Below are 21664 nucleotides of genomic sequence, written 5' to 3' on the forward strand. Positions count from 1 at the left end.
TGTGAGTCGCTCGGCCTGCTGAAGATGGACTTCCTGGGCCTGCGGAACCTGACCATCATGGACGACGCCGTCAAGATGGTGAAGGCCAACAAGGGCAAAGACCTCGACCTGCTGACCATCCCGCTGGACGACCCCAAGACGTACGAACTGCTCTGCCGGGGCGACACGCTCGGCGTCTTCCAGTTCGACGGCGGGCCCATGCGGTCGCTGCTGCGGCTGATGAAGCCCGACAACTTCGAGGACATTTCCGCCGTCTCGGCCCTGTACCGGCCGGGCCCGATGGGCATGAACTCGCATACGAACTACGCGCTGCGCAAGAACGGCCAGCAGGAGATCACGCCGATCCACCCGGAGCTGGAGGAGCCCCTCAAGGAGGTCCTCGGCCTCACCCACGGCCTGATCGTGTACCAGGAGCAGGTGCAGAAGGCCGCCCAGATCATCGCCGGGTACTCCCTGGGCGAGGCCGACATCCTGCGCCGCGTGATGGGCAAGAAGAAGGCCGACGAGCTGGAGAAGAACTTCGTCCTCTTCCACGCCGGCGCCAAGAAGAACGACTACTCCGACGAGGCGATCAAGGCCCTGTGGGACGTGCTGGTCCCCTTCGCCGGATACGCGTTCAACAAGGCGCACTCCTCCGCGTACGGACTGGTCACCTACTGGACCGCGTACCTGAAGGCGAACTACCCCGCCGAGTACATGGCGGCGCTGCTCACCTCGGTGAAGGACGACAAGGACAAGTCGGCGGTCTATCTGAACGAGTGCCGACGGATGGCGATCAAGGTGCTGCCGCCGAGTGTGAACGAGTCGCAGCCGAACTTCGCGGCGCAGGGTGACGATGTGATCCTGTTCGGTCTGACGGCGGTGCGCAACGTCGGGCAGAACGTGGTGGATTCGATCATCCGGTGCCGTAAGGCGAAGGGGAAGTACGCCACGTTCCCGGACTTCCTCGACAAGGTCGAGGCGGTCGTCTGCAACAAGCGGACGGTCGAGTCGCTGATCAAGGCCGGTGCCTTCGACGAGATGGGCCACACCCGCAAGGGGCTGGTCGCCCACCACGAGCCGATGATCGACAACGTGGTGCAGGTCAAGCGCAAGGAGGCCGAGGGGCAGTTCGACCTCTTCGGCGGCGGTGACGACGAGACCAGCGAGCCCGGCTTCGGGCTCGACATCGAATTCTCCGACATCGAGTGGGACAAGTCGTATCTGCTCGCGCAGGAGCGCGAGATGCTCGGCCTGTACGTGTCCGACCACCCCCTCTTCGGTATCGAGCACGTCCTCTCCGACAAGTCGGACGCCGCGATCTCACAGCTCACCGGCGGCGAGCACGGAGACGGCGCGGTCGTGACCATCGGCGGCATCATCTCCGGCCTCCAGCGCAAGATGACCAAGCAGGGCAACGCCTGGGCGATCGCGACGGTCGAGGACCTGGCCGGTTCGATCGAGTGCATGTTCTTCCCCGCCACCTACCAGCTGGTCTCGACCCAGCTGGTCGAGGACACCGTGGTCTTCGTCAAGGGCCGCCTCGACAAGCGCGAGGACATCCCCCGGCTGGTCGCCATGGAACTCGCCGTCCCGGACCTGTCGTCCGCCGGGACGAACGCGCCCGTCACCATCACCATCCCCACGGTGAAGGTCACCCCGCCGATGATCAGCAGGCTCGGCGAGATCCTCAGCCACCACCGGGGCAACTCGGAGGTCCGGATCAAGCTCCAGGGCGCCAGGAAGACCACGGTGCTCCGGCTCGACCGGCACCGGGTCCAGCCCGACCCGGCGCTCTTCGGGGACCTGAAGGTCCTGCTCGGGCCGGCCTGCCTGGCCGGCTGAGTCCTGGGCGTCGTATCGCCTGCATGTGTCTGAGGGGCACGCCCGGTTACGGGCGTGCCCCTCATTCGTGTGTGCAGATTCGTGTGTGCGGGCCGTCAGTTGTGGCCGAAGCGCTTCTGGCGGCCCTTCTGGGCTACGTCCGACGGCGTTATGTGCGACAGCTTCTCCTCTGTCGAAGCGTCCTGGGACGAGGACGAGGACTTCGACTGCTCGGACTCGTGCTCCGCGGCCGGCCGGTTGTGCTGCTTACCACCACGATCTCGGTTCTTGTTCTTAGCCATGGTGTGCCTCCTGCGGGAATGTGGGGGCCAGGGCCGCGTTCAGCCTCACATAGGCTAGGAAAAGGCGCATTTTGGATCATTGCCGTGTGTAGTGGGCCCTTGTCAACGGGTCACCCCGAGATACGCCACGCCGATGATCGAGTTCCGGACGTTAAGCCTCTCGCTGTCGGGCAGACTCGAAGGAAACCCGCAGTAACTCCCGATCTCCCCTGTCCCGCTACCCCGAGGTTCCCGAAAGAGGGTGGAACACGTGGACCGCTGCGTCGTCCTGGTGGACGCCGGTTACCTGCTGGGCGCCGCCGCGAGTCTCCTCGCCGGAGAACCGGCCCGTTCCCGCATCACCGTCGACCACGCCGCCCTCATTCAGGGCCTGCGCGAAGGGGCCGAGGCCGATACGGAACAGCCGCTGCTCCGTATCTACTGGTTCGACGGAGCCCCCGACCGGGTCCCGCAGCCCGAGCACAGACGCCTGCGGGTGATGCCCCGTGTGACCGTCCGGCTCGGCGCCCTCACCCGCAGCGACGGGCGCTGGGCGCAGAAAGGCGTTGACGCGGCGATGCACGCAGAGCTGACCGAACTGGCCAGAAATCGCGCCTGCTCGGATGTGGTGCTGGTGACCGGCGACGGCGATCTGCTGCCCGGCCTGATGTCCGCCAAGGAACACGGCGTCGCCGTACACCTCTGGGCCGTCCAGGCCGCGGACGGCGACTACAACCAGTCCGAGGACCTGGTCGCCGAGGCCGACGAACGGCGCGTGCTCGACCGGACCTGGATCACCAAGGCCGTACGCCCGAAGGACCTTGGCGGCGTCTGCGCGCCCTCACCCGCGCCGCGCCCCGAGATCGCGGCGATCCTCTCCGCGCCACTGCCCGAATCGGCGCTCGCCGCGTCGGCGGAGCGGGCGGCCGAGGCGGAGGCGGCGGCGGGTGGTGCGGGTACGGCGGCCGGGGCGGGTGCGGGCGCGGGTGCGGCCGGCGGGGTCGGCGCGGTGGGCCCGGTGGGCCCGGTTGGTGTCGCGCACGGGCGGAACGGGGTGGCGGTACCGTCCACCGAGCACGGCTCCGATCCCCACGCCGGTTCCCCAGGCGCCAGGAGCGTCCCCACCCCCAAGGACCTGGCGAGCCTGCGCGGTCCGGGTGCCACCGCCCCGTCGGCCGCCCCGCCGCAGGGCCCGCATCCGGCGGGCGCGACGCTCCGCTGGTCCTCCGACAAGGGATGGGTCGAGCGGCCCGGCGCCGGTACGGCGGGCGAGCCCCCGGAGACGGCGTCCCTGCCGACGCTGGCCCAGCTCACCAGCGCCGAGCAGCGGTGGGCGGACCGCGAGGAGGACATCACGACGGTGGGGGGCGACCCCTTCGAGGTGGGGCAGGTCTTCGCCCGGCGCTGGATGGAACGGCTGCCGGAGGCGAACCATGTGCAGAAGCTGTCCGTGATGTATCCGCGGGTGCCGCACCGGATCGACGGTGAACTGCTGCGGTACGCGGCGCGGTTCGGGCTGCTGGCGCACAAGGACGACCAGATCGACGAGCACGACCGGTATGCGATTCGGGCCGGGTTCTGGCGGGAGATCGATGTTCGGGCGGCGGCGGATCAGGCGCCGTCGGTGTAGGTGGGGTGCGGTGTCGCCGTCCGGCGGGGGATGCGGGTGCGGGGCGGGTTTGTGGTGGGTGCGGGGGCCGGGGCCTCCGGAGGCGCATGTCCGGACTGCATGATTTACGCCGCGTGCGGGTTTCGTGGTCGGGTGCGGGCCGGTGTGCGGCACAAATCACGCTCTACGTCCGGACACGTCACCTCCTGCGCCCCCGTCCCCCTCCCGCCGGTCCTCGTCTGCGGGCCGCGGTCGGTTTCTGCCTGCGTCTCTGGTGTTGGGGTGCCTGGACGTTGGGGTGGTGTCGTCGCCGGCGAGTGAGCCGAAGGGGCGCGCCGCTGTCGTGAGGGAGAGCGCGCGCAGGTTTGTGAGGTACGAGCGAACCGAGCACGGTCGACCGTCGACAGGGGCTGAAAGCGCCCCGGAGGCGAACCGAGCCCCCAAAAAACAGGCCGCTCCGGCACAACGTATGGTCATTGTTCGTGAGTACGGTGTGCGTGGTGCGCGATTTGGTCAAGACGTACCCCGCCGCGCGCGGTAGGCGTGGGGTTCCCGCGACGCCCGCGGTGCGTGCCACCGATGGGATTTCTCTTGAGGTCCGGCGTGGTGAGATCTTCGGTCTGCTCGGGCCCAACGGGGCGGGCAAGTCCACGCTCGTACGGCAGCTGACCGGGTTGATGCGGCCTGATTCCGGCAGTGTTGAGGTTCTCGGGCACGATCTGGTGCGCCATCCCGAGCGGGCTTCCCGGCTTGTCGGTTACCTCGGTCAGGAATCGTCCGCGCTGGACGAGTTGACCGTGTCGCTCGCCGCGGAGACCACCGGCCGGTTGCGGGGGCTCGCGTTGCGGGAGGCGCGGGTGGAGCGGGATGTGGTGCTGGGGGAGCTGGGGCTCACCGAGATCGCCGGGCGTCCGCTCAAGAAGTTGTCCGGTGGGCAGCGGCGGCTGGCCTGTGTCGCCGCCGCGCTGGTCGGGGAGCGGTCCGTACTGATTCTCGACGAGCCGACCACCGGTATGGATCCCGTCGCGCGGCGTGCGGTGTGGGCCGCGGTGGACCGGCGGCGGGCCGAGCACGGGGCGACCGTGCTGCTCGTCACCCACAACGTCATCGAGGCGGAGACGGTGCTCGACCGGGTCGCCGTGCTGGAGCGTGGCAAGGTCATCGCCTGTGACACCCCGGCGGGTCTGAAGGAACAGGTCGCGGGAGAGGTCAGGGTCGAGCTCGTGTGGCGTGAGCGTGCGCCGCTCGATGTTCCCGAGGTCGCGGCTCTGCGCGGTTCCGCCGAGGAGTCGGGGCGCCGCTGGGTGCTGCGGCTCGCTCCGGACGAGGCGCGTGCGGCGGTCGCCGCGGTGACCGGAGGCGCGGCGTTCGCGGCGCTGGACGATTTCACGCTGGCGACGCCGAGCCTGGAGGACGTGTATCTGGCGCTCGGCGGGCGGGCGAAGGGGCTGGTGAAGGCATGAGGGCCGGTACGGTCACGTGCGGGCGGACGCGTGCGGTGTCGCCTTCTCGTCACGGGCTCCTGGATGCCGTGACAGGGTGGGGCCCCGCGGCGGTCGGTTTTTCCCGCCGTGACGCGGACCGTATCCGTCTGTCCGTACCGCACGTACCGAACAGGAGCAGCGTCAGGTGAGCATCGTGCCTGCGGAGGCCGTGTCCGGGAAAATCCGGCCGGCAGCAGACATCCCCGCCCAGGCGGGGCGCGGCAGGCCCGCGCCTCTCGCGCCCCGGGCGCGGTTGTTTCCCTCGCTCGCCGCCGTCTACCGCGCGCAGCTGTCGCGGGCCCGGGTCGCCCGGATTCCGCTGCTCTTCGTGGCGACGTTCCAGTCCGTCGGGATCATGATCCTGATGCGGGGCGTGGTGGACGGGGGCGACGAGGCGCGGGCGGTGGTCGCCGGGTCGACCGTGCTCGTCGTCGCGTTCGTGGCGCTCAATCTCCTCGCCCAGTACTTCGGCCAGATGCGGGCGAGCGGCGGCCTGGACCACTACGCGACGCTGCCCGTGCCGCCCGCCGCCGTGGTGCTCGGCGCGGCCGGGGCGTACGCCTCCTTCACGGTGCCCGGCACCGCGGTCACGGCTGTGACCGGCAGCATCCTCTTCCAGCTGCCCCTGACCCATCTCTGGGTGCTGGTGGCGGTCATTCCGCTGTCGGGTGCGGCCCTCGCCGGTCTCGGCGCGGCGCTCGGGCTGCTCGCGCCCCGCCAGGAACTGGCGACCCTGCTGGGCCAGCTGGGAATGACCGCGGCGCTGCTGCTGGGTGTACTGCCAGCGGACAGGCTGCCGGGGCCGATCACGTACGCACGGGATCTGCTGCCGTCCACGTACGGTGTCGAGGCGCTCGCCCGTACGTTCGACGCGCATCCCGACTGGACGGCCGTCGCCCTCGACCTCGCGGTCTGCGCGGCCGTCGGCGTCTTCTCGCTGGCCGTCGCGACCTGGGCGTACCGGCGGGCCGCGGTCCGATGAGGCATGCGGGGGCCGGGCCTGGCACGATGGCGGAGTGACCGCACCTCTGACACCGCCTCACCAGCCGCCGCACGACGACCCGTGGCAGAAGCCGCCGGGCGGAGCCTCGCCCTGTCCGGGGGCTGAGGAGGCGCAGGACGGGCCCGATATGAAGACCGAGGTGCGGCAGGCCGCCGTGGTACTGGTCGCGGTCGCGGTGCCGGGCCTGCTGCTCGGGCTGCTGTGGCTGTGGCTGGCGCCGCGTGTCCCCCTGATTTCCGACAGTACGGCGGTCTACCTCAAGGACACGGAGGGCGAGGAGGCGATCGCCTCCGACGGTACGTTCATCCTGCTGGCGCTCGCCTTCGGCGTGATCAGTGGCGCGCTGGTCTTCCTGGCCCGCAGGCACGGCGGCATCCCGCTGGTGGCGGGCCTGGCGATGGGCGGGCTGCTGGGCTCGGTGCTCGCCTGGAGGTTCGGCGTGTACCTCGGCCCCACGTCGGACGTGGTGGCGCACGCGAAGGCGGCCGGCAAGGGGGTCACCTTCGACGCGCCGCTCGAACTGAACGCGAAGGGCGGACTGCTGGCGTGGCCCGTCGCGGCGATGGTGGTCCACCTCGCCCTGACGGCGCTGTTCGGTCCGCGTGATCCGGAACCGGAGGAGGACTGGGGACCGGTGCCGCCGTCGGCGCACGACGGTCCGGCGCAGGACGGCCCGTCGTAGTCGTTCCGGGACGCCCTAAACGCGGCCGATGGGTGCCAGTACCGCCGTGGTGAGCGCTGTCAGGTCCGTCGGGGACAGCTCGACCTCCAGGCCCCGGCGGCCCGCCGAGACGCAGATCGTCGCGTGCCCGTCCGCCGAGCTGTCCAGGACCGTACGCAGCCGCTTGCGCTGGCCGAGCGGGGAGATCCCGCCGCGTACATAGCCCGTCGTCCGCTCAGCGGCCGCCGGGTCCGCCATCACCGCCCGTTTGCCGCCTACTGCCGCCGCGAGGGCCTTGAGATCCAGCGAACCGGCCACCGGGACGACGGCCACGGTCAGTTCGCCGTCGACCTCCGCGACCAGCGTCTTGAAGACCCGGTCGGGAGAGACGCCCAGTGCCTCGGCCGCCTCCTCTCCGTAGGAGGGCGAGGCCGGGTCGTGCTCGTACGCGTGCAGGGTGTACGCCGTGCCCGCCGCCGTCAGCGCGACCGTCGCCGGGGTGCCTCCGGACTGCTGTTTCTTGGACTTCTTCGCCAACGCGGTTCTTTTCTTGGTGAGTTGGGGCGTCAGTTGGGGCTTGTCGGCGCCTTGGTCAGATCCGTGGCGGGCAGCGACGGGAGATGGCGGATCACCGCCGTCTCGGACCGCAGCAGCTTCAGCTCCTCGCGCAGCCGCGCCGCGACGTCCGGGGCCTCCAGCAGCCGCTGCTTCGACGGGTTGTCCAGTACGGCGGCGGCGGCGACCAGATACGACACCACCGAGGGCTCGTCCGGCAGTTCGTCGCTCGCGGACAGCGAGCGCTCGCGTGCCCCGGCCAGTCGCTTCTGGTAGCTGCGGAACGCCCGCAGTACGCCCTCGGCGAGCGCGCCCGAGCCTTCCCCGGTCTCCTCCGGCAGCTCTTCCACCTCCGCCGTCAGATACGGGCCGCTCGCGTCGACCGACAGCAGCCGGACACGGGTCGTGCCGGTGGCCATCACCTCGAAGCTGCCGTCCGGGCGTTCGTGGATCGTCGCCGCGTCCGCGACACAGCCCACCGAGTTGAAGGCGGTCAGGGGTTCGGGGCCGAAGCCGGCGGTGGGCCCCGGCTCGGGCGCGGCCGTACCGTCCGGCATTCCGGGTGCGCTCGGCGCGACTTCGTGTCCGTCGCGGATGGCGACCACGGCGAAGCGGCGCGGCTCGGACTCGTCGGTCTTGAGCAACTCACGCATCATCGCGCGATAGCGCTCCTCGAAGACGTTCAGGGGCAGGACGAGGCCCGGGAACAGAACCGCGTTCAGCGGGAAGAGAGGGAGGCGTGCGGTGGTCACAACGGTCAAGCGTAATGGCCATGGGCCCCTCTCCGGGCGGCCCGGTTGCTTAAAGGCATTGTCGAGGCCACCTGGATCTTGACGCCATCCCGTGTTTCCAGGAACCGGCCGAGCGGATCGTCGGTGAAACAAGTCCACGGGAAGGAGGTCGCGTACGGCCCGATCAGCCGGAACTGCTCCAGCGCCGCGTCCCAGCGGCCCCGCTCCACCAGGACGTACGTCAGCAGATTGCGGATCTCGGCCGGCCAGGGATCGCCCGCCTCGTACCCGGCGGACACCTCGATCGCGAGATCCGCCGCCGCGTCGATCCGGTCGGCCTGTGCGGAGGTGGGCTCACCGCTCAGCAGCTGGGTGAAGGCCGCCCGCACCGGCAATGCCCGGACGAGCGAACCCGGCAGCGTGTCGTGCGCCGCCTGTTCGGCGAAGTCGAAGCACTCGCGGTGCGAGCCGTACCACTCGGCCGACAGGTACTGGAGCGCCGAGACATGGCAGCCGTAGTGGTGCGGGGAGCGGCGCACGGCCTGCTCCCACAGCGACTCGAAGGCGGTGTGCGGGACATGCGTACCGCGCGCGTGGTCGAGCGCGACGCGCCACGGCACCGGATCGCGCGGGTCGCCGTCGGCCGCCGCGTCGATCAGCGGACCGGTCTCGCGGAGCCGCTCGGCCCGCGCCGGCGACTCCCAGGCCCTGCGGACAGCCAGCTCGGCCCGGACGAGAAGCGCGTCGGGATCGCGGGGCGCGGCGCGCAGCCAGGCCGCCAGCCACGCGTCACGGCCGTGGGCGAAGGCCGCCAGCCGGGCCACATAGCGGTCGCGGTTCTCCCACTCGGCGGACTCCCGTGTGATCGCGAGCAGCTTCGCCGCGGGCTCGTACTCGCCGACAGCGGCGGCCACCAGGGCGGGGGCGAGCCGCTCGTCGGGGGCGTCGAGCAGCACCGCGTCGTCCGGGGGCAGCCCGACGGCCAGCTGCGGGGTGTGCCGGATCATGCGCGCGGTGCTGATCAGGGCGCGGAGCAAGGACATCGTGCGGACCATTGAAAACCGCAGGTGACGGAGGCGCCAGGGGGCGGCTGTCAAGCTTTGGTATCGGAACGAAGGTTGTCTCCGGCCAGGTCAAGAAACGGCAAAGAAGTATGGCCGACGTGGCCCGCAGGCGGGGAGCCGGCGGGAGGGGGTCGGGGTCGCAGGAGGTGACGTGTCCGGACGTAGAGCGTGATGTGTGCCGCTTGCGAACCCGCACCCGAAAAGCACACCCGCACGCGGCGTACGGGGGTCCGGGGGTGTCCCCCGGAAAAGCACAGCATGCAGTCCGGACATGCGCCTCCGGAGACCCCGTCCCCCGCACCCACCACAAACCCGCCCCGCACCCGCATCCCCCGCCGGACGGCGCACCGCACCCGCACCCCGCCGGACGGCGACCGTCAGCTGCGCCGCAAGAGGCGGCTCGCGCCCGCCGCCACCGTTGTCGCCAGGATCCAGCCCAGCAGTACCAGCGCCGCCCCCAGCCACTGCCACCCGCCCTGGAGCCGCCAGTACCCGTCCTGGCCCAGGTTGATCACCGGTACCAGCAGGTCCAGGGCGTAGAGCGCCGGGTTCCACTCCGGGTGTTCGGCGGCTTTCATGGCCGGTGGGGCGTGGCGGGTGAAGGCGATCGTGCCGGCTCCCCAGAGGATCGCCATCCACAGCGCCGCACGGCCGGGGCGGTAGCCGTACGCGACCGTCCAGTCCTGGAGGTAGCCCCAGAGCTTCGCGGCCAGGGGCATGGTCGCGCGGCGGCGTCGCTGCTTGGCCAGCAGGACCTCGCGCGCGTCCGCGTCCTCGCCGCTGTTGCGCAGCACCTGGGCGAGGCGTTCGTACGGCTCGGGGGAGTACTCCGGGGTCGCCGCCTCCACCCATTCCAGCCGCCTGAGCAGCGGGAAGTGGCCGAACGGGACGAGGTTCTCGTACACGAAGCCACCCATGGCGAGGCCGCCGGGCCCCGGCCAGCTGGTCGACATGTCGACCAGGGTGATGATCTTCGCGCCGCTCAGGACGACCCGGCCCTCCTCGACGCGTTCGCACTTGAACCGCAGCTCGGGGGTGGCGATCCGGCGCAGGGACAGCTCTTCCTCGGGGGACAGGAAGAAACGTGCCTGCTCCAGGTCGATCGCGTCACCGAACCGGCCGTCGTCCAGCCGTACCCCGCCGCGGCACTCGAATCGCTGTAATCGCGTGCCGCGGACCGGTGTGGTGACCCGCCCGGTGCCGTGCGGGGGAGTGGCCCCGGCGGTGTCGGTCTCGTCGCTCACCCAGGCGCTCGCCAGGTAGAGCGAGCGCTCCACGGTCAGCTGCGGGGCGTTGAGCGCGCGGCGTTCCCGCGCGCCACGCAGCCGGCTGCCGCGCATGCTCAGGGACACTCCGACCTTGGCGCCGCGCAGGCTGACCTCGCCGTGGGTCTCGATCTGGTCGGCCTGGAGGTCCTGGGCGACACACATGCCGTCGGCGGTGATCGCCCGGCCGAGCCGGTCGGGGCGTACATCGATCTGGCTGATCAGCAGATCGGTGCCGATCTGTGCGTCGGTGAGCCGGATGCCCCGCTCGACCCGGCAGCGTGGGAGGTGCAGATCGCCCTCGGTCTGCAGCCTGGCGGCCTCCAGCCGCGGTATCGCGCAGCCGGCCATGCGCAGGGTGGTGAAGCGTGACTCGGGCAGCACCACCTCGTTCTCGAAGCGGCAGTGGTTCAGCTCGACGTACGGGGCGACCGTGCCGCCCGCGAGGTTGAGCGTGCCGGTGATCTGCACTCCGCGGAGCTTGAGCGCCGCGACGCGGCCCGGCAGGGCGGCCGGTCCGCTGAGCAGGAGCAGGGCGATCACCCGGGCGCGGACGCTGCGTTCCGTGCCCCAGGGGTGTGGCGAGAAAGGATCGTCGAGCAGTGGGTCCGAAGTGCTCAGGTCGTATGTGCTGCCGTTGCGGAACGATTGCCACATGCCGAGTTCCGCCGCGCTGAGCCAGTCGGGAGATTCGTCGTTCTGCGGCTCGGTCACTGCCGCGCCTCCGCTTCCCCGTGTGCGTACAGATGGTCCGAACAACTGATGACAGGTAGTGGTCTGTGCACGTGATGACAGTTGGTTGTCACAAGCGTTGTTCCCGCTGGGTGACGTACTGAACGCTAGTCGTGAAGCCCAGGTTCCGGAACATGTATCAGCCAGTGATACACGGGACCGGGCGTCTGATCCGGTCTGCGAGAATTGACCCCGTGATCTCACGAATCGATCTGCGCGGCGACACCCTCCCCGAGGGTGCGGCCCTGCGTGACCTGCTGCCCCGAGCCGAGTTCGATGTGGAAGCCGCCCTGGAGAAGGTGCGGCCCATCTGCGAGGACGTGCGTCATCGGGGCACCGCGGCGCTGATCGAGTACGCGGAGCGGTTCGACGGGGTGAAGCTGGAGCGGGTACGGGTGCCCGTGGCCGCCCTCGCCGAGGCGCTGGAGGGGCTCGACCCCGCTGTACGGGCCGCCCTGGAGGAGTCGATCCGGCGGGCCAGGCTGGTGCACCGCGCTCAGCGGCGCACCTCGCACACCACCCAGGTCGTGCCCGGTGGCTCGGTCACCGAGAAGTGGGTGCCGGTCGAGCGCGTGGGGCTCTACGCGCCGGGCGGCCGGTCCGTCTACCCGTCGTCCGTGATCATGAATGTGGTGCCGGCCCAGGAGGCGGGCGTCGAGTCGATCGCCCTGGCCTCTCCGGCGCAGCGTGAGTTCGACGGGCTGCCGCACCCGACGATCCTGGCCGCGTGCGCGCTGCTCGGGATCGACGAGGTGTACGCGGCGGGTGGCGCCACGGCCGTCGCGATGTTCGCGTACGGGACCGACGAGTGCGCGCCCGTGAACATGGTCACCGGTCCCGGCAACGTCTGGGTCGCCGCAGCCAAGCGTTACTTCACCGGCCGGATCGGTATCGACGCCGAGGCCGGACCCACCGAGATCGCGGTCCTCGCGGACTCGACCGCCGACCCCGTGCATGTCGCCGCCGACCTGATCAGCCAGGCCGAGCACGACCCGCTCGCCGCGGCCGTCCTGGTCACCGACTCGGCCGAGCTGGCCGACTCGGTGGAGAAGGAGCTGGCACCCCAGGTCGCCGCGACCAAGCACATCGAGGACCGGGTCCGCCCGGCGCTGGCCGGCCGGCAGTCCGCCGTCGTGCTGGTCGACTCCGTCGAGGACGGCCTGCGGGTCGTCGACGCGTACGGCGCCGAGCACCTGGAGATCCAGACCGCCGACGCCGCCGCGCTGGCCGCGCGGGTCCGCAATGCGGGCGCGATCTTCGTCGGCCCGTACGCGCCCGTCTCGCTCGGCGACTACTGCGCGGGCTCCAACCACGTGCTGCCGACCGGCGGCTGCGCCTGCCACTCCTCGGGGCTGTCCGTCCAGTCCTTCCTGCGCGGCATCCACATCGTGGACTACACGAAGGACGCGCTGGCCGAGGTCACCCATCACGTGGTGACGCTGGCCGAGGCGGAGGATCTGCCCGCGCACGGCGCGGCGCTCAAGGCGCGGTTCGAGTGGAAGGTGCCCGGCAAGTGAGTCCGACCGAAGGCGTCACGTCCTCATCCTTCGGGATCGATTTCGGGATCGACGACCTGCCCGTACGGGACGAGCTGCGCGGCAAGTCCCCGTACGGCGCCCCCCAGCTGGACGTCCCCGTGCAGCTCAACACCAACGAGAACCCCTACCCGCTGCCCGAGCCGCTGGTCGAGCGGATCGCCGAGCGCGTCCGCGACGCCGCCCGGAGCCTCAACCGGTACCCGGACCGGGACGCGGTCGAGCTGCGCACCGAGCTGGCCGCGTACCTGTCCCGTACCGGGGAACACCCGCTGACCGCGGCGAACGTCTGGGCCGCCAACGGCTCCAACGAGGTTATCCAGCAGTTGCTCCAGACCTTCGGCGGCCCCGGCCGTACGGCGATCGGTTTCGAGCCCTCGTACTCGATGCACGGCCTCATCGCGCGCGGCACCGGCACCGGCTGGCTCTCCGGGCCGCGCAACGAGGACTTCACCATCGATGTGGACGCCGCGCGGAAGGCCGTCGCCGAGCACCGGCCCGATGTCGTCTTCATCACCTCGCCCAACAACCCGACGGGCACGGCGGTCGAAGCCGACACGGTCCTCGCGCTGTACGAGGCCGCCCAGGCGGCCAAGCCGTCCCTGGTCGTGGTGGACGAGGCGTACGTCGAATTCAGCCACCGCCCCTCCCTGCTGCCGCTCCTCGAAGGCCGGCCGCACCTTGTCGTGTCCCGCACGATGTCCAAGGCCTTCGGCGCCGCCGGACTGCGCCTCGGCTACCTCGCCGCGCACCCCGCCGTGGTCGACGCCGTCCAGCTGGTGCGCCTGCCGTACCACCTGTCGGCCGTCACCCAGGCCACCGCGCTGGCCGCGCTGGAACACACCGATACGCTGTTGGGGTACGTCGAGACGCTCAAGGCCGAGCGGGACCGCCTGGTCGGTGCGTTGCGCGAGATCGGTTACGAGGTCACCGACTCGGACGCGAACTTCGTACAGTTCGGCCGCTTCGAGGATTCCCACGCGGCCTGGCAGCGGATCCTCGACCGGGGTGTCCTCATCCGCGACAACGGCGTGCCGGGCTGGCTGCGGGTCACCGCCGGCACCCCGCCCGAGAACGACGCGTTCCTCGACGCGGTACGTGATCTCAAGAAGGAGCAGAGCGCATGAGCCGCATCGGCCGCGTGGAACGCAGTACGAAGGAGACCTCCGTCGTCGTCGAGATCGATCTCGACGGCAGCGGCAAGGTCGATGTGTCGACCGGGGTCGGTTTCTACGACCACATGCTCGACCAGCTGGGCCGGCACGGCCTGTTCGACCTCACGGTGAAGACCGAGGGCGATCTGCACATCGACTCGCACCACACCATCGAGGACACCGCCCTCGCCCTCGGCGCCGCGTTCAGGCAGGCGCTCGGCGACAAGGTCGGCATCTACCGCTTCGGCAACTGCACGGTGCCGCTCGACGAGTCGCTGGCACAGGTGACGGTGGACCTCTCCGGGCGTCCGTACCTGATCCACACCGAGCCCGAGAAGATGGCGCCGATGATCGGCGAGTACGACACGACGATGACCCGGCACATCCTGGAGTCCTTCGTCGCCCAGGCCCAGATCGCGCTGCACGTCCACGTCCCGTACGGGCGCAACGCGCACCACATCGTGGAGTGCCAGTTCAAGGCCCTCGCCCGCGCTCTGCGGTACGCGTCGGAGCGTGACCCGCGCGCGGCCGGAATCCTTCCTTCGACCAAGGGCGCTCTGTGACCGGTCTGTCCACCATTTTGATCGTTGTCGGTCTGTTTCTGGCCGGAGGCGTGTACTCCTTCTCCAAGCAGAAGCTGCCCACGGGCGTGATCGTGCTGCTGGGCCTGTGCTCCGTGCTGTGTCTGGTCGCCGGCGGCCTGCGTATCCAAGGGATCTGGGAATGAGCAAGAGCACCAAGAGCGTCGTGGTGTTCGACTACGGATTCGGCAATGTCCGGTCCGCCGAACGCGCCCTCGCCCGCGCCGGCGCGGAGGTCGAGATCACCCGCGACTTCGACCGCGCCATGAACGCCGACGGGCTCCTCGTGCCCGGCGTCGGCGCCTTCTCCGCCTGCATGAAGGGGCTCACCGCCGCCCGCGGTGACTGGATCGTCGGCCGCAGGCTCGCCGGCGGACGCCCCGTCATGGGGATCTGCGTCGGGATGCAGATCCTCTTCGAGCGCGGCATCGAGCACGGCGTGGAGACCGACGGCCTCGACGAGTGGCCCGGCACGGTCGGCCCGCTCCAGGCCCCGATCGTCCCGCACATGGGGTGGAACACGGTCGAGGCGCCGTCGGACAGCCGGCTGTTCGCCGGGCTCGGCCCCGAGGAGCGCTTCTACTTCGTGCACTCGTACGCCGTGCACGACTGGAGCCTGGAAGTCACCAACGCCAAGATCCGTGCCCCCAGGGTCACCTGGTCCACCCACGGCGAGCCGTTCGTCTCGGCCGTGGAGAACGGGGCACTGTGGGCCACCCAGTTCCACCCCGAGAAGTCCGGCGACGCCGGCGCCCAGCTGCTGACCAACTGGATCGGAACCCTCTGATGTCTCCTCAGTCTCCTGAGTCCACCGCGTCTCTTGAGCCGAAGCTCGAACTCCTTCCGGCCGTCGATGTCCGCGACGGCCAGGCCGTCCGGCTCGTCCATGGCGAGTCCGGTTCGGAGACCTCGTACGGCTCCCCCCTGGAAGCCGCGCTCTCCTGGCAGCGCTCCGGCGCCGAGTGGCTGCACCTGGTCGACCTCGACGCGGCGTTCGGCACCGGCGACAACCGAGCGCTGATCGCCGAGGTCGCCGCCGCCATGGACATCAAGGTCGAGCTGTCCGGCGGCATTCGCGACGACGCCTCGCTCGCCGCCGCCCTCGCCACCGGCTGCACCCGGGTCAACCTCGGCACCGCCGCGCTGGAGACCCCCGAGTGGGTCGCCAAGATCATCGCCGAGCACGGCGACCGGATCGCGGTCGGCCTCGACGTACGCGGCACGACCCTCCGGGGCCGCGGCTGGACCCGCGACGGCGGCGACCTGTACGAGACCCTGGCCCGCCTCGACACCGAGGGCTGCGCGCGCTACGTCGTCACCGACATCGCCAAGGACGGCACCCTCCAGGGGCCCAACCTGGAACTGCTGAAGAACGTCTGCGCCGCCACCGACAAGCCGGTCGTCGCCTCCGGCGGTGTCTCCTCGCTGGACGACCTGCGCGCGATCGCCACGCTGGTGCCCGCGGGAGTCGAGGGCGCGATCGTCGGCAAGGCGCTCTACGCCAAGGCGTTCACCCTGGAAGAGGCGCTCGCGGCGGTGAACGGATGAGCGACGGCACGGGCACGGACGGCGTTCAGGCCGGCACCGGCGTCGTACCGGCCGGGACGGTACGGAAGCTCTCGTCCGGCGGCCCGTGGGAGGAGGCCATCGGCTACTCCCGCGCGGTGGAGCTTCCGAACGGCCTTGTCCTGGTGGCGGGCTGCACATCGGTCGTCGACGGCAGGATCTCCTCCGGCGGCCCGTACGAGCAGGCCAGGACCGCCTTCGGAGTCGCCGTCAAGGCGCTGGAGGAACTGGGCCTCGGAGCCGAACACGTGGTGCGCACGCGCATGTACATCACCCATGTGAGGGATGCCGAGGACGTGGGCCGCGCCCACAAGGAACTGTTCGACGCCGTACGACCGGTCTCCTCGATGATCGTCGTCTCCGGCTTCATCGACCCGAGCCTGGTCGTCGAGGTCGAGGTCGAGGCCTACCGCGGAGGTGCCGGATGACGCTCGCGGTACGGGTGATCCCCTGCCTGGACGTCGACAACGGCCGGGTCGTCAAGGGCGTCAACTTCCAGAACCTGCGGGACGCCGGCGACCCGGTCGAGATGGCCCGCCTGTACGACGCGGAGGGCGCCGACGAGCTGACGTTCCTCGACATCACCGCGTCGTCCGGCGACCGCGAGACGACGTACGACGTGGTGCGCCGCACCGCCGAGCAGGTCTTCATCCCGCTCACGGTCGGCGGGGGCGTCCGTACCCCCGAGGACGTCGACAAACTGCTGCGGGCCGGCGCCGACAAGGTCGGGGTCAACACGGCGGCCATCGCGCGGCCCGACCTCATCCGGGAGATCGCCGAGCGCTTCGGGCGCCAGGTGCTGGTCCTGTCGGTGGACGCGCGGCGGACCACGTCCGCGTCCGGGGCGGTGTCGTTCGAGGTCACCACGCACGGCGGACGCAAGGGCACGGGCATCGACGCCGTCGAATGGGCCCACCGGGCCACCGAGTTGGGCGCCGGGGAGATCCTGCTGAACTCGATGGACGCCGACGGTACGAAGGACGGCTACGACACGGAGATGATCGCGGCCGTCCGCAAGCATGTCTCCGTGCCCGTCATCGCGTCCGGGGGCGCGGGCCGGCTGGCGGACTTCCCGCCGGCCATCGCGGCGGGCGCCGACGCCGTACTGGCCGCTTCCGTCTTCCACTTCGGTGATCTGCGGATCTCGGAGGTCAAGGGCACGCTGCGGGAGGCGGGGCATCCGGTGCGCTGACGCCGGGGTGGTGAGGTCCCGTGGGCTGAAGCGGGGTTGGGCTGAGTCCGGTGCGCCGACGCCGGGTGGGTCGGGCCCGGTGTGCAGGCGCCGGGCATCGAGCAGCAGCGCATCGAGCTGCAGTGCGTCGAGCTGCGGTGCGTCGAGTAGCAGTGTTGATTTCGGTCATCAGCCCTGACTATGGGCCGCGTTGACGTCCACTCGTGACGAGGTCGGTTCATCAAGACCGGTGAACTTGCCGATGCTTCCGTGCGAGTTGCACCGCGACAGTGGCGACCGCCAGTGAAATGGCGGTCCCACTCCGGTGCACCCCCCACGGCCTCCGGTGTGGCTCCGCCACGACCGAGAGGACCCCCCATGGTGCGACCGCACTCTCAGGCGCGAGTTCCCCGCCGTACCGCCGACCGCTCGCGTCGCGCCCGGAGCCTGTGGGCGGCCTCGGTCACGACCGTCGGTCTGTTCGCCGCGCTGATCCCCGGTGTTTCGGGCGCCCAGGCAACGACCGCGACGGCCGCCGCCACCGAGACCACGACCGCCACGGTCGCCGCCAATCCGTACGAGCGTGGTCCCGCGCCGACTGTGGCCGGCATCGAGGCCGTCAGCGGCCACTACGCCGTCTCGAAGATCACCGTCTCCTCGGCGAGCGTCACCGGCTTCGGCGGTGGCACGGTCTACTACCCGACCTCCACCGCGGACGGCACCTTCGGGGCCGTGGCGATCTCTCCCGGCTTCACCGCCACCCAGTCCAGCGTCGCCTGGCTCGGACCGAGGCTGGCCTCCCAGGGCTTTGTCGTCTTCACCATCGACACGAACACCACTCTCGACGCGCCCGACAGCCGGGGCCGTCAACTCCTCGCCGCCCTGGACTATCTGACGCAGCGTTCGACGGTCAGCGGCCGGATCGACAGCGCGCGCCTCGGCGTCATGGGGCACTCGATGGGCGGTGGCGGCTCGCTGGAGGCGGCCAAGAGCCGTACGTCACTGAAGGCGGCCATCCCGCTGACCGGCTGGAACCTGGACAGCACCTGGCCCGAGGTCCGTACACCGACCCTGGTGGTCGGGGCGGACGGCGATTCCGTCGCCCCCGTCGCCTCGTTCTCCGAGCCGTTCTACCAGTCGCTGCCCAGCACGCTCGACAAGGCGTATCTGGAGCTCAACAACGCCAGCCACTCCACGCCGACCTCGCCGAACACCACCGTCGCGAAGTACAGCGTGTCCTGGCTGAAGCGGTTCATCGACAGCGACACCCGCTACGAACAGTTCCTCTGCCCGGTCCCCGCGCCGAGCGCGACGATCGAGGAATACCGCGGCAACTGCCCGCACACTGCCTCCTGACTCAACTAGCCTGTCTGGTAAGCGAGTTGCCGGTGGTGCAATGCGGTCGCCGCCGGCAACTCCGCTGTGTCCCGGTGCCGTACACAACCGGGCCGGGCGGCTGTCGGCCCACCTCTGCCACACCTCTGCCCACACCCCTGCCCCCGCCCTTGCCGCGTCGGCCGATCCGGTGTTGGACGCGAGTCTTCCAGGGTTGTTTACGCAGCAGTAACGTGACGGGCGTGACCCCATCGACGACCGTGCACCGCCCCCAACGGCTGTACGGACGAAGCGGTGAACTCGCCGTCCTGGACGCCATGGTGAACCGACTGGCCGCCGGGACCGGCGGCACGCTCGTACTGACCGCGCCGCCGGGACTCGGCCGAAGCGCGCTGGTACGCCACACTCTCGACCGTCACGGCGGCGGACCGGTCCTGCACACCACGGCGGCCCCGGCCGAACGGCTGCTGCCGTACAGCGGGGTGCACGCGCTGCTCTGCTCGGCGCGGTTCCCGCTGCCCGTACCGCCCGCCGACGTCCTGCGCTCGGGGATCGCGCCCGTCGTCCTGTTCGACCTGCTGGCCGGTCTCGGCGCCCGTCGCCCGCTGCTGGTCTGTGTCGACGACGCCCACGCCTGGGACCCCGACTCGCGTACCGCACTGGCCTTCGCGGTACGCCGGCTCGCCGCCGGAGCCCGCGTCGCCGTCCTGCTCACCGTCGCGGACCACCGGGACGGCGCGGAGGCCTTCGCCGGACTCCCCGCGCTACGGCTCGCACCGCTCGACGCCGCCGCTTCGGCCGGGCTGCTCGACCGATTGACGGGCAGCCTGATCGACGCTGCCGTACGGGAGGAGCTACGGCACGAGGGCGTCGGCAACCCCCGGCTGCTCACGGCGCTCGTCGCACGCCTCACAGACAGCCAATTGACGGGGCGTCACCCACTGCCACGGCCGCCGACCGGTGGCGAGGACCTGCTCGACGCCTACGCCGCCCCACTCGCGGCGCTGTCCGACGACACCCGCACACTGCTGCTCCTCGCCGCCGCGGCCGAGGAGCACGAGCCCGAAGGGGCGGGCGCCGACGCGGTCCTGCTGCTGCGCGCGGGCCGGGCGGCCGGAATCGACCTCGGCCCGCTCGCTCCGGCCGAGGCGGCCGGGGTGGTGCGCAGCGGGGCCGGCCGCGTCCACTTCACGCATCCGCTCGTACGCCGGGCGGTGCTGCGACGGTCACCTCCGGCGCGCCGGCGCGCGGTGCACCGACTGCTGGCCGCCGCGCTCGACGCACCGCACGAGAGCCTGCCCCGGCTGATCCAGCGGGCCTGCGCGGCGGACGGCTGCGATCCGGCGCTGGCCGGGGAACTGGCGGCCGCCGCCGTCCCGCCGCGCCCCCACGCCGACCGCGCCGCCGCCCTGACCCGGGCCGCCGGACTCTCCGCGGACGAATCCCTGCGCGCAGCCCGTTTCGCCGCCGCCGCCGAACTCGCCTGGCTCGCCGGGGAACCGGGCCGGGCGCGCGTCCTGCTGGCCCGGGTACGCGCCGTACCCGCGCCCGGCCGGGCCCATTACGTACGGGGCCTGCTCGCCCTGCGCGACGGGCCGGTCGCGGACGCGCGGGAGGCCCTGCTCACGGCTGCGTCGCTGCTCGCCCCGTACGACGAGAGCCGTACGGTGAGCGCCCTGCTGGGCGCGGCGGAGGCGGCCTGGGCCATGGGCGACGCGCCGGCCTGTCTCGACGCGATGCGGCGGATCCCGGTGAGCCGGAGCGATCCGGCGCTGGAGCGGTACCGGGCGGGCATCTGCGCCGTACTCGACGGCCGTCCGGAGACGGGCCGGGCGCTGCTGCGGGGCTGCGCGGAGCACGCGGGAGCTGATACCGGCTCCGGTTCTCCCGGATTCGGTTCCGCCGGGGAGGCGCTCCGTAGCGCCGGGATCAGCGCCCGTACCGGCACTCGCCCCGGCCCCGGTGATCCGGCCCGGCTCCTGCGGGCCGGGATCGCCGCGCTCGTCCTCGGCGAGGTGGACACCGCGTGCCGGGCGGGCGCCAGGGCGCTGGCCGCCGTCCGCGCACGCGGCCCGGACGCGCTGCTGCCCCAGGCCCTGGAACACCTCGCGTACGGCGAACTCCGTGCCGGCCGGCACGCGAGCGCCCGCGCCCACGCCCGCGAGGGGCTGGCCGCCGCCGGCCGCCTGGGCCAGCGCAACGCCGCCGCCCATCTGCACGCGATCCTCGCCCTCGCCGCGTCCGTCGAGGGCGACGCCCGGACCTGCGCCGAACACGCCGACGCGGCTCTGGCGGACGCGGGGCCGCACGGACTCACCCAGGCGGCCACGCTCGCCGGGTGGGCGGTCGGCCGTGCCGAACTGGCCGACGGCCGATCCGCCCAGGCCGCCGCGCGGCTCGCCCCGCTGGTCCGCCCCGGGCCCCGGCGCGGCCACTTCGCCGCCCTCATGCCGGCCGTCCCGTGCTTCGTGGAGGCGGCGGTGCTGGCGGGCCGGGGCGCCGAGGCGTACGCGGTGGTCGAGGAGTTCGCGGCCTGGACCGCACGGACCGCCGACCCTCAGACACCCGCCCAACTGGCCCGCTGCCGAGCCCTGTTGGCCCCACCCGCCGAGGTGGCGGCCCGTTACGAGGAGGCGCTCGCCCATCACGAGCGCGCGGGCGGCGACTTCGAGCGGGCCCGTACCCAACTGCTGTACGGGCACTGGCTCCGAAGGCGGCGCAGAACCCGCGAGGCGCGCGGCCCGTTGCGGGACGCCCTGGTCGGCTTCGAACGCTCCGGCGCCCGCCTCTGGTCCGGGCGGGTACGGGGCGAACTGCGCGCCGCGGGCGAGGCGGTGCCCGGAGAGCGCGGGGCGGCCTCGCCAGGACCGCTGGTCCTGCTCACCCCCCAGCAGCAGCGCATCGCCCGGTGCGTGGCGGAGGGCGCGACCAACCGGGAGGTGGCGCTACGGCTCTCGCTGAGCACCCGCACCGTCGATCACCATCTGCGGAACGTCTTCGCGACGCTGGGGGTGCGCTCACGCACGGAGCTGGCGCGGCTGCTGGACCCGCGGTTGCTGGACCGGGAGGACAGGGGCGCGGGGGACCGTTACGGCCTGAGCCGCGACCTCTGACCTGCGACGACCACCGGCCGA

20 protein-coding genes are annotated in these 21664 nt (G+C 71.4%); 15 read left to right on the forward strand and 5 right to left on the reverse strand.

What is annotated here, in order from left to right:
- The coding region (dnaE, locus tag ACIQD6_RS24150; RefSeq protein WP_401885601.1) for a DNA polymerase III subunit alpha at positions 1 to 1824 on the forward strand (1824 nt) is incomplete at its 5' end.
- A 95-nt stretch (positions 1825 to 1919) separates the two neighbouring features.
- Here the strand turns inward: dnaE and ACIQD6_RS24155 are convergent.
- Positions 1920 to 2105 (reverse strand): hypothetical protein, encoded by a 186-nt coding sequence (locus ACIQD6_RS24155; protein WP_401885604.1) that lies wholly within the window; start codon positions 2103 to 2105, stop codon positions 1920 to 1922.
- 241 nt (positions 2106 to 2346) lie between these two features.
- Here ACIQD6_RS24155 and ACIQD6_RS24160 point away from each other — a divergent pair, with 241 nt between their 5' ends.
- The 4 genes from ACIQD6_RS24160 to ACIQD6_RS24175 all read left to right on the forward strand — a co-directional run bounded on the left by ACIQD6_RS24160 (position 2347) and on the right by ACIQD6_RS24175 (position 6862).
- The gene (locus ACIQD6_RS24160; protein WP_401885606.1) at positions 2347 to 3714 is read left to right on the forward strand and encodes an NYN domain-containing protein; all 1368 of its coding nucleotides are present in this window, start codon (positions 2347 to 2349) and stop codon (positions 3712 to 3714) included.
- A 470-nt stretch (positions 3715 to 4184) separates the two neighbouring features.
- On the forward strand, positions 4185 to 5156 hold the full coding sequence (locus tag ACIQD6_RS24165; RefSeq protein ID WP_401886163.1) for an ABC transporter ATP-binding protein: 972 nt from the start codon (positions 4185 to 4187) through the stop codon (positions 5154 to 5156).
- A 166-nt stretch (positions 5157 to 5322) separates the two neighbouring features.
- Positions 5323 to 6159 (forward strand): ABC transporter permease, encoded by an 837-nt coding sequence (locus ACIQD6_RS24170; RefSeq protein ID WP_401885609.1) that lies wholly within the window; start codon positions 5323 to 5325, stop codon positions 6157 to 6159.
- Between the two features lie 34 nt (positions 6160 to 6193).
- Complete coding sequence (locus ACIQD6_RS24175) at positions 6194 to 6862, forward strand: DUF2567 domain-containing protein (RefSeq protein ID WP_401885610.1); 669 nt, start codon at positions 6194 to 6196, stop codon at positions 6860 to 6862.
- A 15-nt stretch (positions 6863 to 6877) separates the two neighbouring features.
- Here the strand turns inward: ACIQD6_RS24175 and ybaK are convergent, their stop codons facing one another.
- The 4 genes from ybaK to ACIQD6_RS24195 all read right to left on the reverse strand — a co-directional run bounded on the left by ybaK (position 6878) and on the right by ACIQD6_RS24195 (position 11113).
- Entirely contained in the window at positions 6878 to 7378 is a 501-nt protein-coding gene (ybaK, locus tag ACIQD6_RS24180) for a Cys-tRNA(Pro) deacylase (protein WP_401885612.1), read from the reverse strand.
- Positions 7379 to 7407: 29 nt separating this feature from the next.
- Positions 7408 to 8148, reverse strand: a complete 741-nt coding sequence (locus ACIQD6_RS24185; RefSeq protein ID WP_401885615.1) for an LON peptidase substrate-binding domain-containing protein — start codon at positions 8146 to 8148, stop codon at positions 7408 to 7410.
- Between the two features lie 5 nt (positions 8149 to 8153).
- On the reverse strand, positions 8154 to 9182 hold the full coding sequence (locus tag ACIQD6_RS24190) for a hypothetical protein (RefSeq protein WP_401885617.1): 1029 nt from the start codon (positions 9180 to 9182) through the stop codon (positions 8154 to 8156).
- 386 nt (positions 9183 to 9568) lie between these two features.
- Positions 9569 to 11113, reverse strand: coding sequence for an oxidoreductase (locus tag ACIQD6_RS24195; RefSeq protein WP_401886165.1), 1545 nt, complete (start codon positions 11111 to 11113; stop codon positions 9569 to 9571).
- Between the two features lie 269 nt (positions 11114 to 11382).
- Here ACIQD6_RS24195 and hisD point away from each other — a divergent pair, with 269 nt between their 5' ends.
- The 10 genes from hisD (at position 11383) to ACIQD6_RS24245 (ending at position 21643) form a co-directional block, all read left to right on the forward strand.
- On the forward strand, positions 11383 to 12705 hold the full coding sequence (gene hisD / locus ACIQD6_RS24200; RefSeq protein WP_401885620.1) for a histidinol dehydrogenase: 1323 nt from the start codon (positions 11383 to 11385) through the stop codon (positions 12703 to 12705).
- A gap of 35 nt (positions 12706 to 12740) precedes the next feature.
- Positions 12741 to 13850, forward strand: coding sequence for a histidinol-phosphate transaminase (locus ACIQD6_RS24205; RefSeq protein WP_401886168.1), 1110 nt, complete (start codon positions 12741 to 12743; stop codon positions 13848 to 13850).
- A complete protein-coding gene (hisB, locus tag ACIQD6_RS24210; protein ID WP_401885623.1) occupies positions 13847 to 14440 on the forward strand; it encodes an imidazoleglycerol-phosphate dehydratase HisB in 594 nt (197 codons plus the stop codon). Before ACIQD6_RS24205 ends, hisB begins: the two co-directional genes overlap by 4 nt.
- Positions 14437 to 14604, forward strand: coding sequence for a hypothetical protein (locus tag ACIQD6_RS24215; RefSeq protein WP_401885626.1), 168 nt, complete (start codon positions 14437 to 14439; stop codon positions 14602 to 14604). The genes hisB and ACIQD6_RS24215 overlap by 4 nt, the downstream gene beginning before the upstream one ends.
- Entirely contained in the window at positions 14601 to 15245 is a 645-nt protein-coding gene (hisH, locus tag ACIQD6_RS24220; RefSeq protein WP_401885627.1) for an imidazole glycerol phosphate synthase subunit HisH, read from the forward strand. Before ACIQD6_RS24215 ends, hisH begins: the two co-directional genes overlap by 4 nt.
- Positions 15245 to 16006 (forward strand): bifunctional 1-(5-phosphoribosyl)-5-((5-phosphoribosylamino)methylideneamino)imidazole-4-carboxamide isomerase/phosphoribosylanthranilate isomerase PriA, encoded by a 762-nt coding sequence (priA, locus tag ACIQD6_RS24225; RefSeq protein ID WP_401885629.1) that lies wholly within the window; start codon positions 15245 to 15247, stop codon positions 16004 to 16006. The genes hisH and priA overlap by 1 nt, the downstream gene beginning before the upstream one ends.
- Positions 16003 to 16452, forward strand: a complete 450-nt coding sequence (locus ACIQD6_RS24230) for a RidA family protein (RefSeq protein WP_401885632.1) — start codon at positions 16003 to 16005, stop codon at positions 16450 to 16452. Before priA ends, ACIQD6_RS24230 begins: the two co-directional genes overlap by 4 nt.
- Positions 16449 to 17216 carry an imidazole glycerol phosphate synthase subunit HisF gene (gene hisF, locus ACIQD6_RS24235; protein ID WP_401885634.1) on the forward strand — a complete coding sequence of 256 codons (768 nt, stop codon included), beginning with the start codon at positions 16449 to 16451 and terminating at the stop codon, positions 17214 to 17216. Before ACIQD6_RS24230 ends, hisF begins: the two co-directional genes overlap by 4 nt.
- 357 nt (positions 17217 to 17573) lie before the next feature.
- The gene (locus ACIQD6_RS24240) at positions 17574 to 18551 is read left to right on the forward strand and encodes an alpha/beta hydrolase (RefSeq protein ID WP_401885636.1); all 978 of its coding nucleotides are present in this window, start codon (positions 17574 to 17576) and stop codon (positions 18549 to 18551) included.
- 221 nt (positions 18552 to 18772) lie between these two features.
- On the forward strand, positions 18773 to 21643 hold the full coding sequence (locus tag ACIQD6_RS24245; protein WP_401885637.1) for a LuxR C-terminal-related transcriptional regulator: 2871 nt from the start codon (positions 18773 to 18775) through the stop codon (positions 21641 to 21643).
- Positions 21644 to 21664: the final 21 nt, after the last annotated feature.

This window comes from Streptomyces sp. NPDC088400 (assembly GCF_044753355.1).
GTDB lineage: Bacteria > Actinomycetota > Actinomycetes > Streptomycetales > Streptomycetaceae > Streptomyces.

Bases quoted from the DNA above. Each gene is read 5' to 3' on its own strand.
- ACIQD6_RS24240 (WP_401885636.1), top strand. From the start codon at position 17,574: ATGGTGCGACCGCACTCTCAGGCGCGAGTTCCCCGCCGTACCGCCGAC.
- ACIQD6_RS24155 (WP_401885604.1), bottom strand. From the start codon at position 2,105: ATGGCTAAGAACAAGAACCGAGATCGTGGTGGTAAGCAGCACAACCGG.
- hisB (WP_401885623.1), top strand. From the start codon at position 13,847: ATGAGCCGCATCGGCCGCGTGGAACGCAGTACGAAGGAGACCTCCGTC.
- hisF (WP_401885634.1), top strand. From the start codon at position 16,449: ATGACGCTCGCGGTACGGGTGATCCCCTGCCTGGACGTCGACAACGGC.
- hisH (WP_401885627.1), top strand. From the start codon at position 14,601: ATGAGCAAGAGCACCAAGAGCGTCGTGGTGTTCGACTACGGATTCGGC.
- ACIQD6_RS24190 (WP_401885617.1), bottom strand. From the start codon at position 9,182: ATGGTCCGCACGATGTCCTTGCTCCGCGCCCTGATCAGCACCGCGCGC.
- priA (WP_401885629.1), top strand. From the start codon at position 15,245: ATGTCTCCTCAGTCTCCTGAGTCCACCGCGTCTCTTGAGCCGAAGCTC.
- ACIQD6_RS24195 (WP_401886165.1), bottom strand. From the start codon at position 11,113: ATGTGGCAATCGTTCCGCAACGGCAGCACATACGACCTGAGCACTTCG.
- ACIQD6_RS24230 (WP_401885632.1), top strand. From the start codon at position 16,003: ATGAGCGACGGCACGGGCACGGACGGCGTTCAGGCCGGCACCGGCGTC.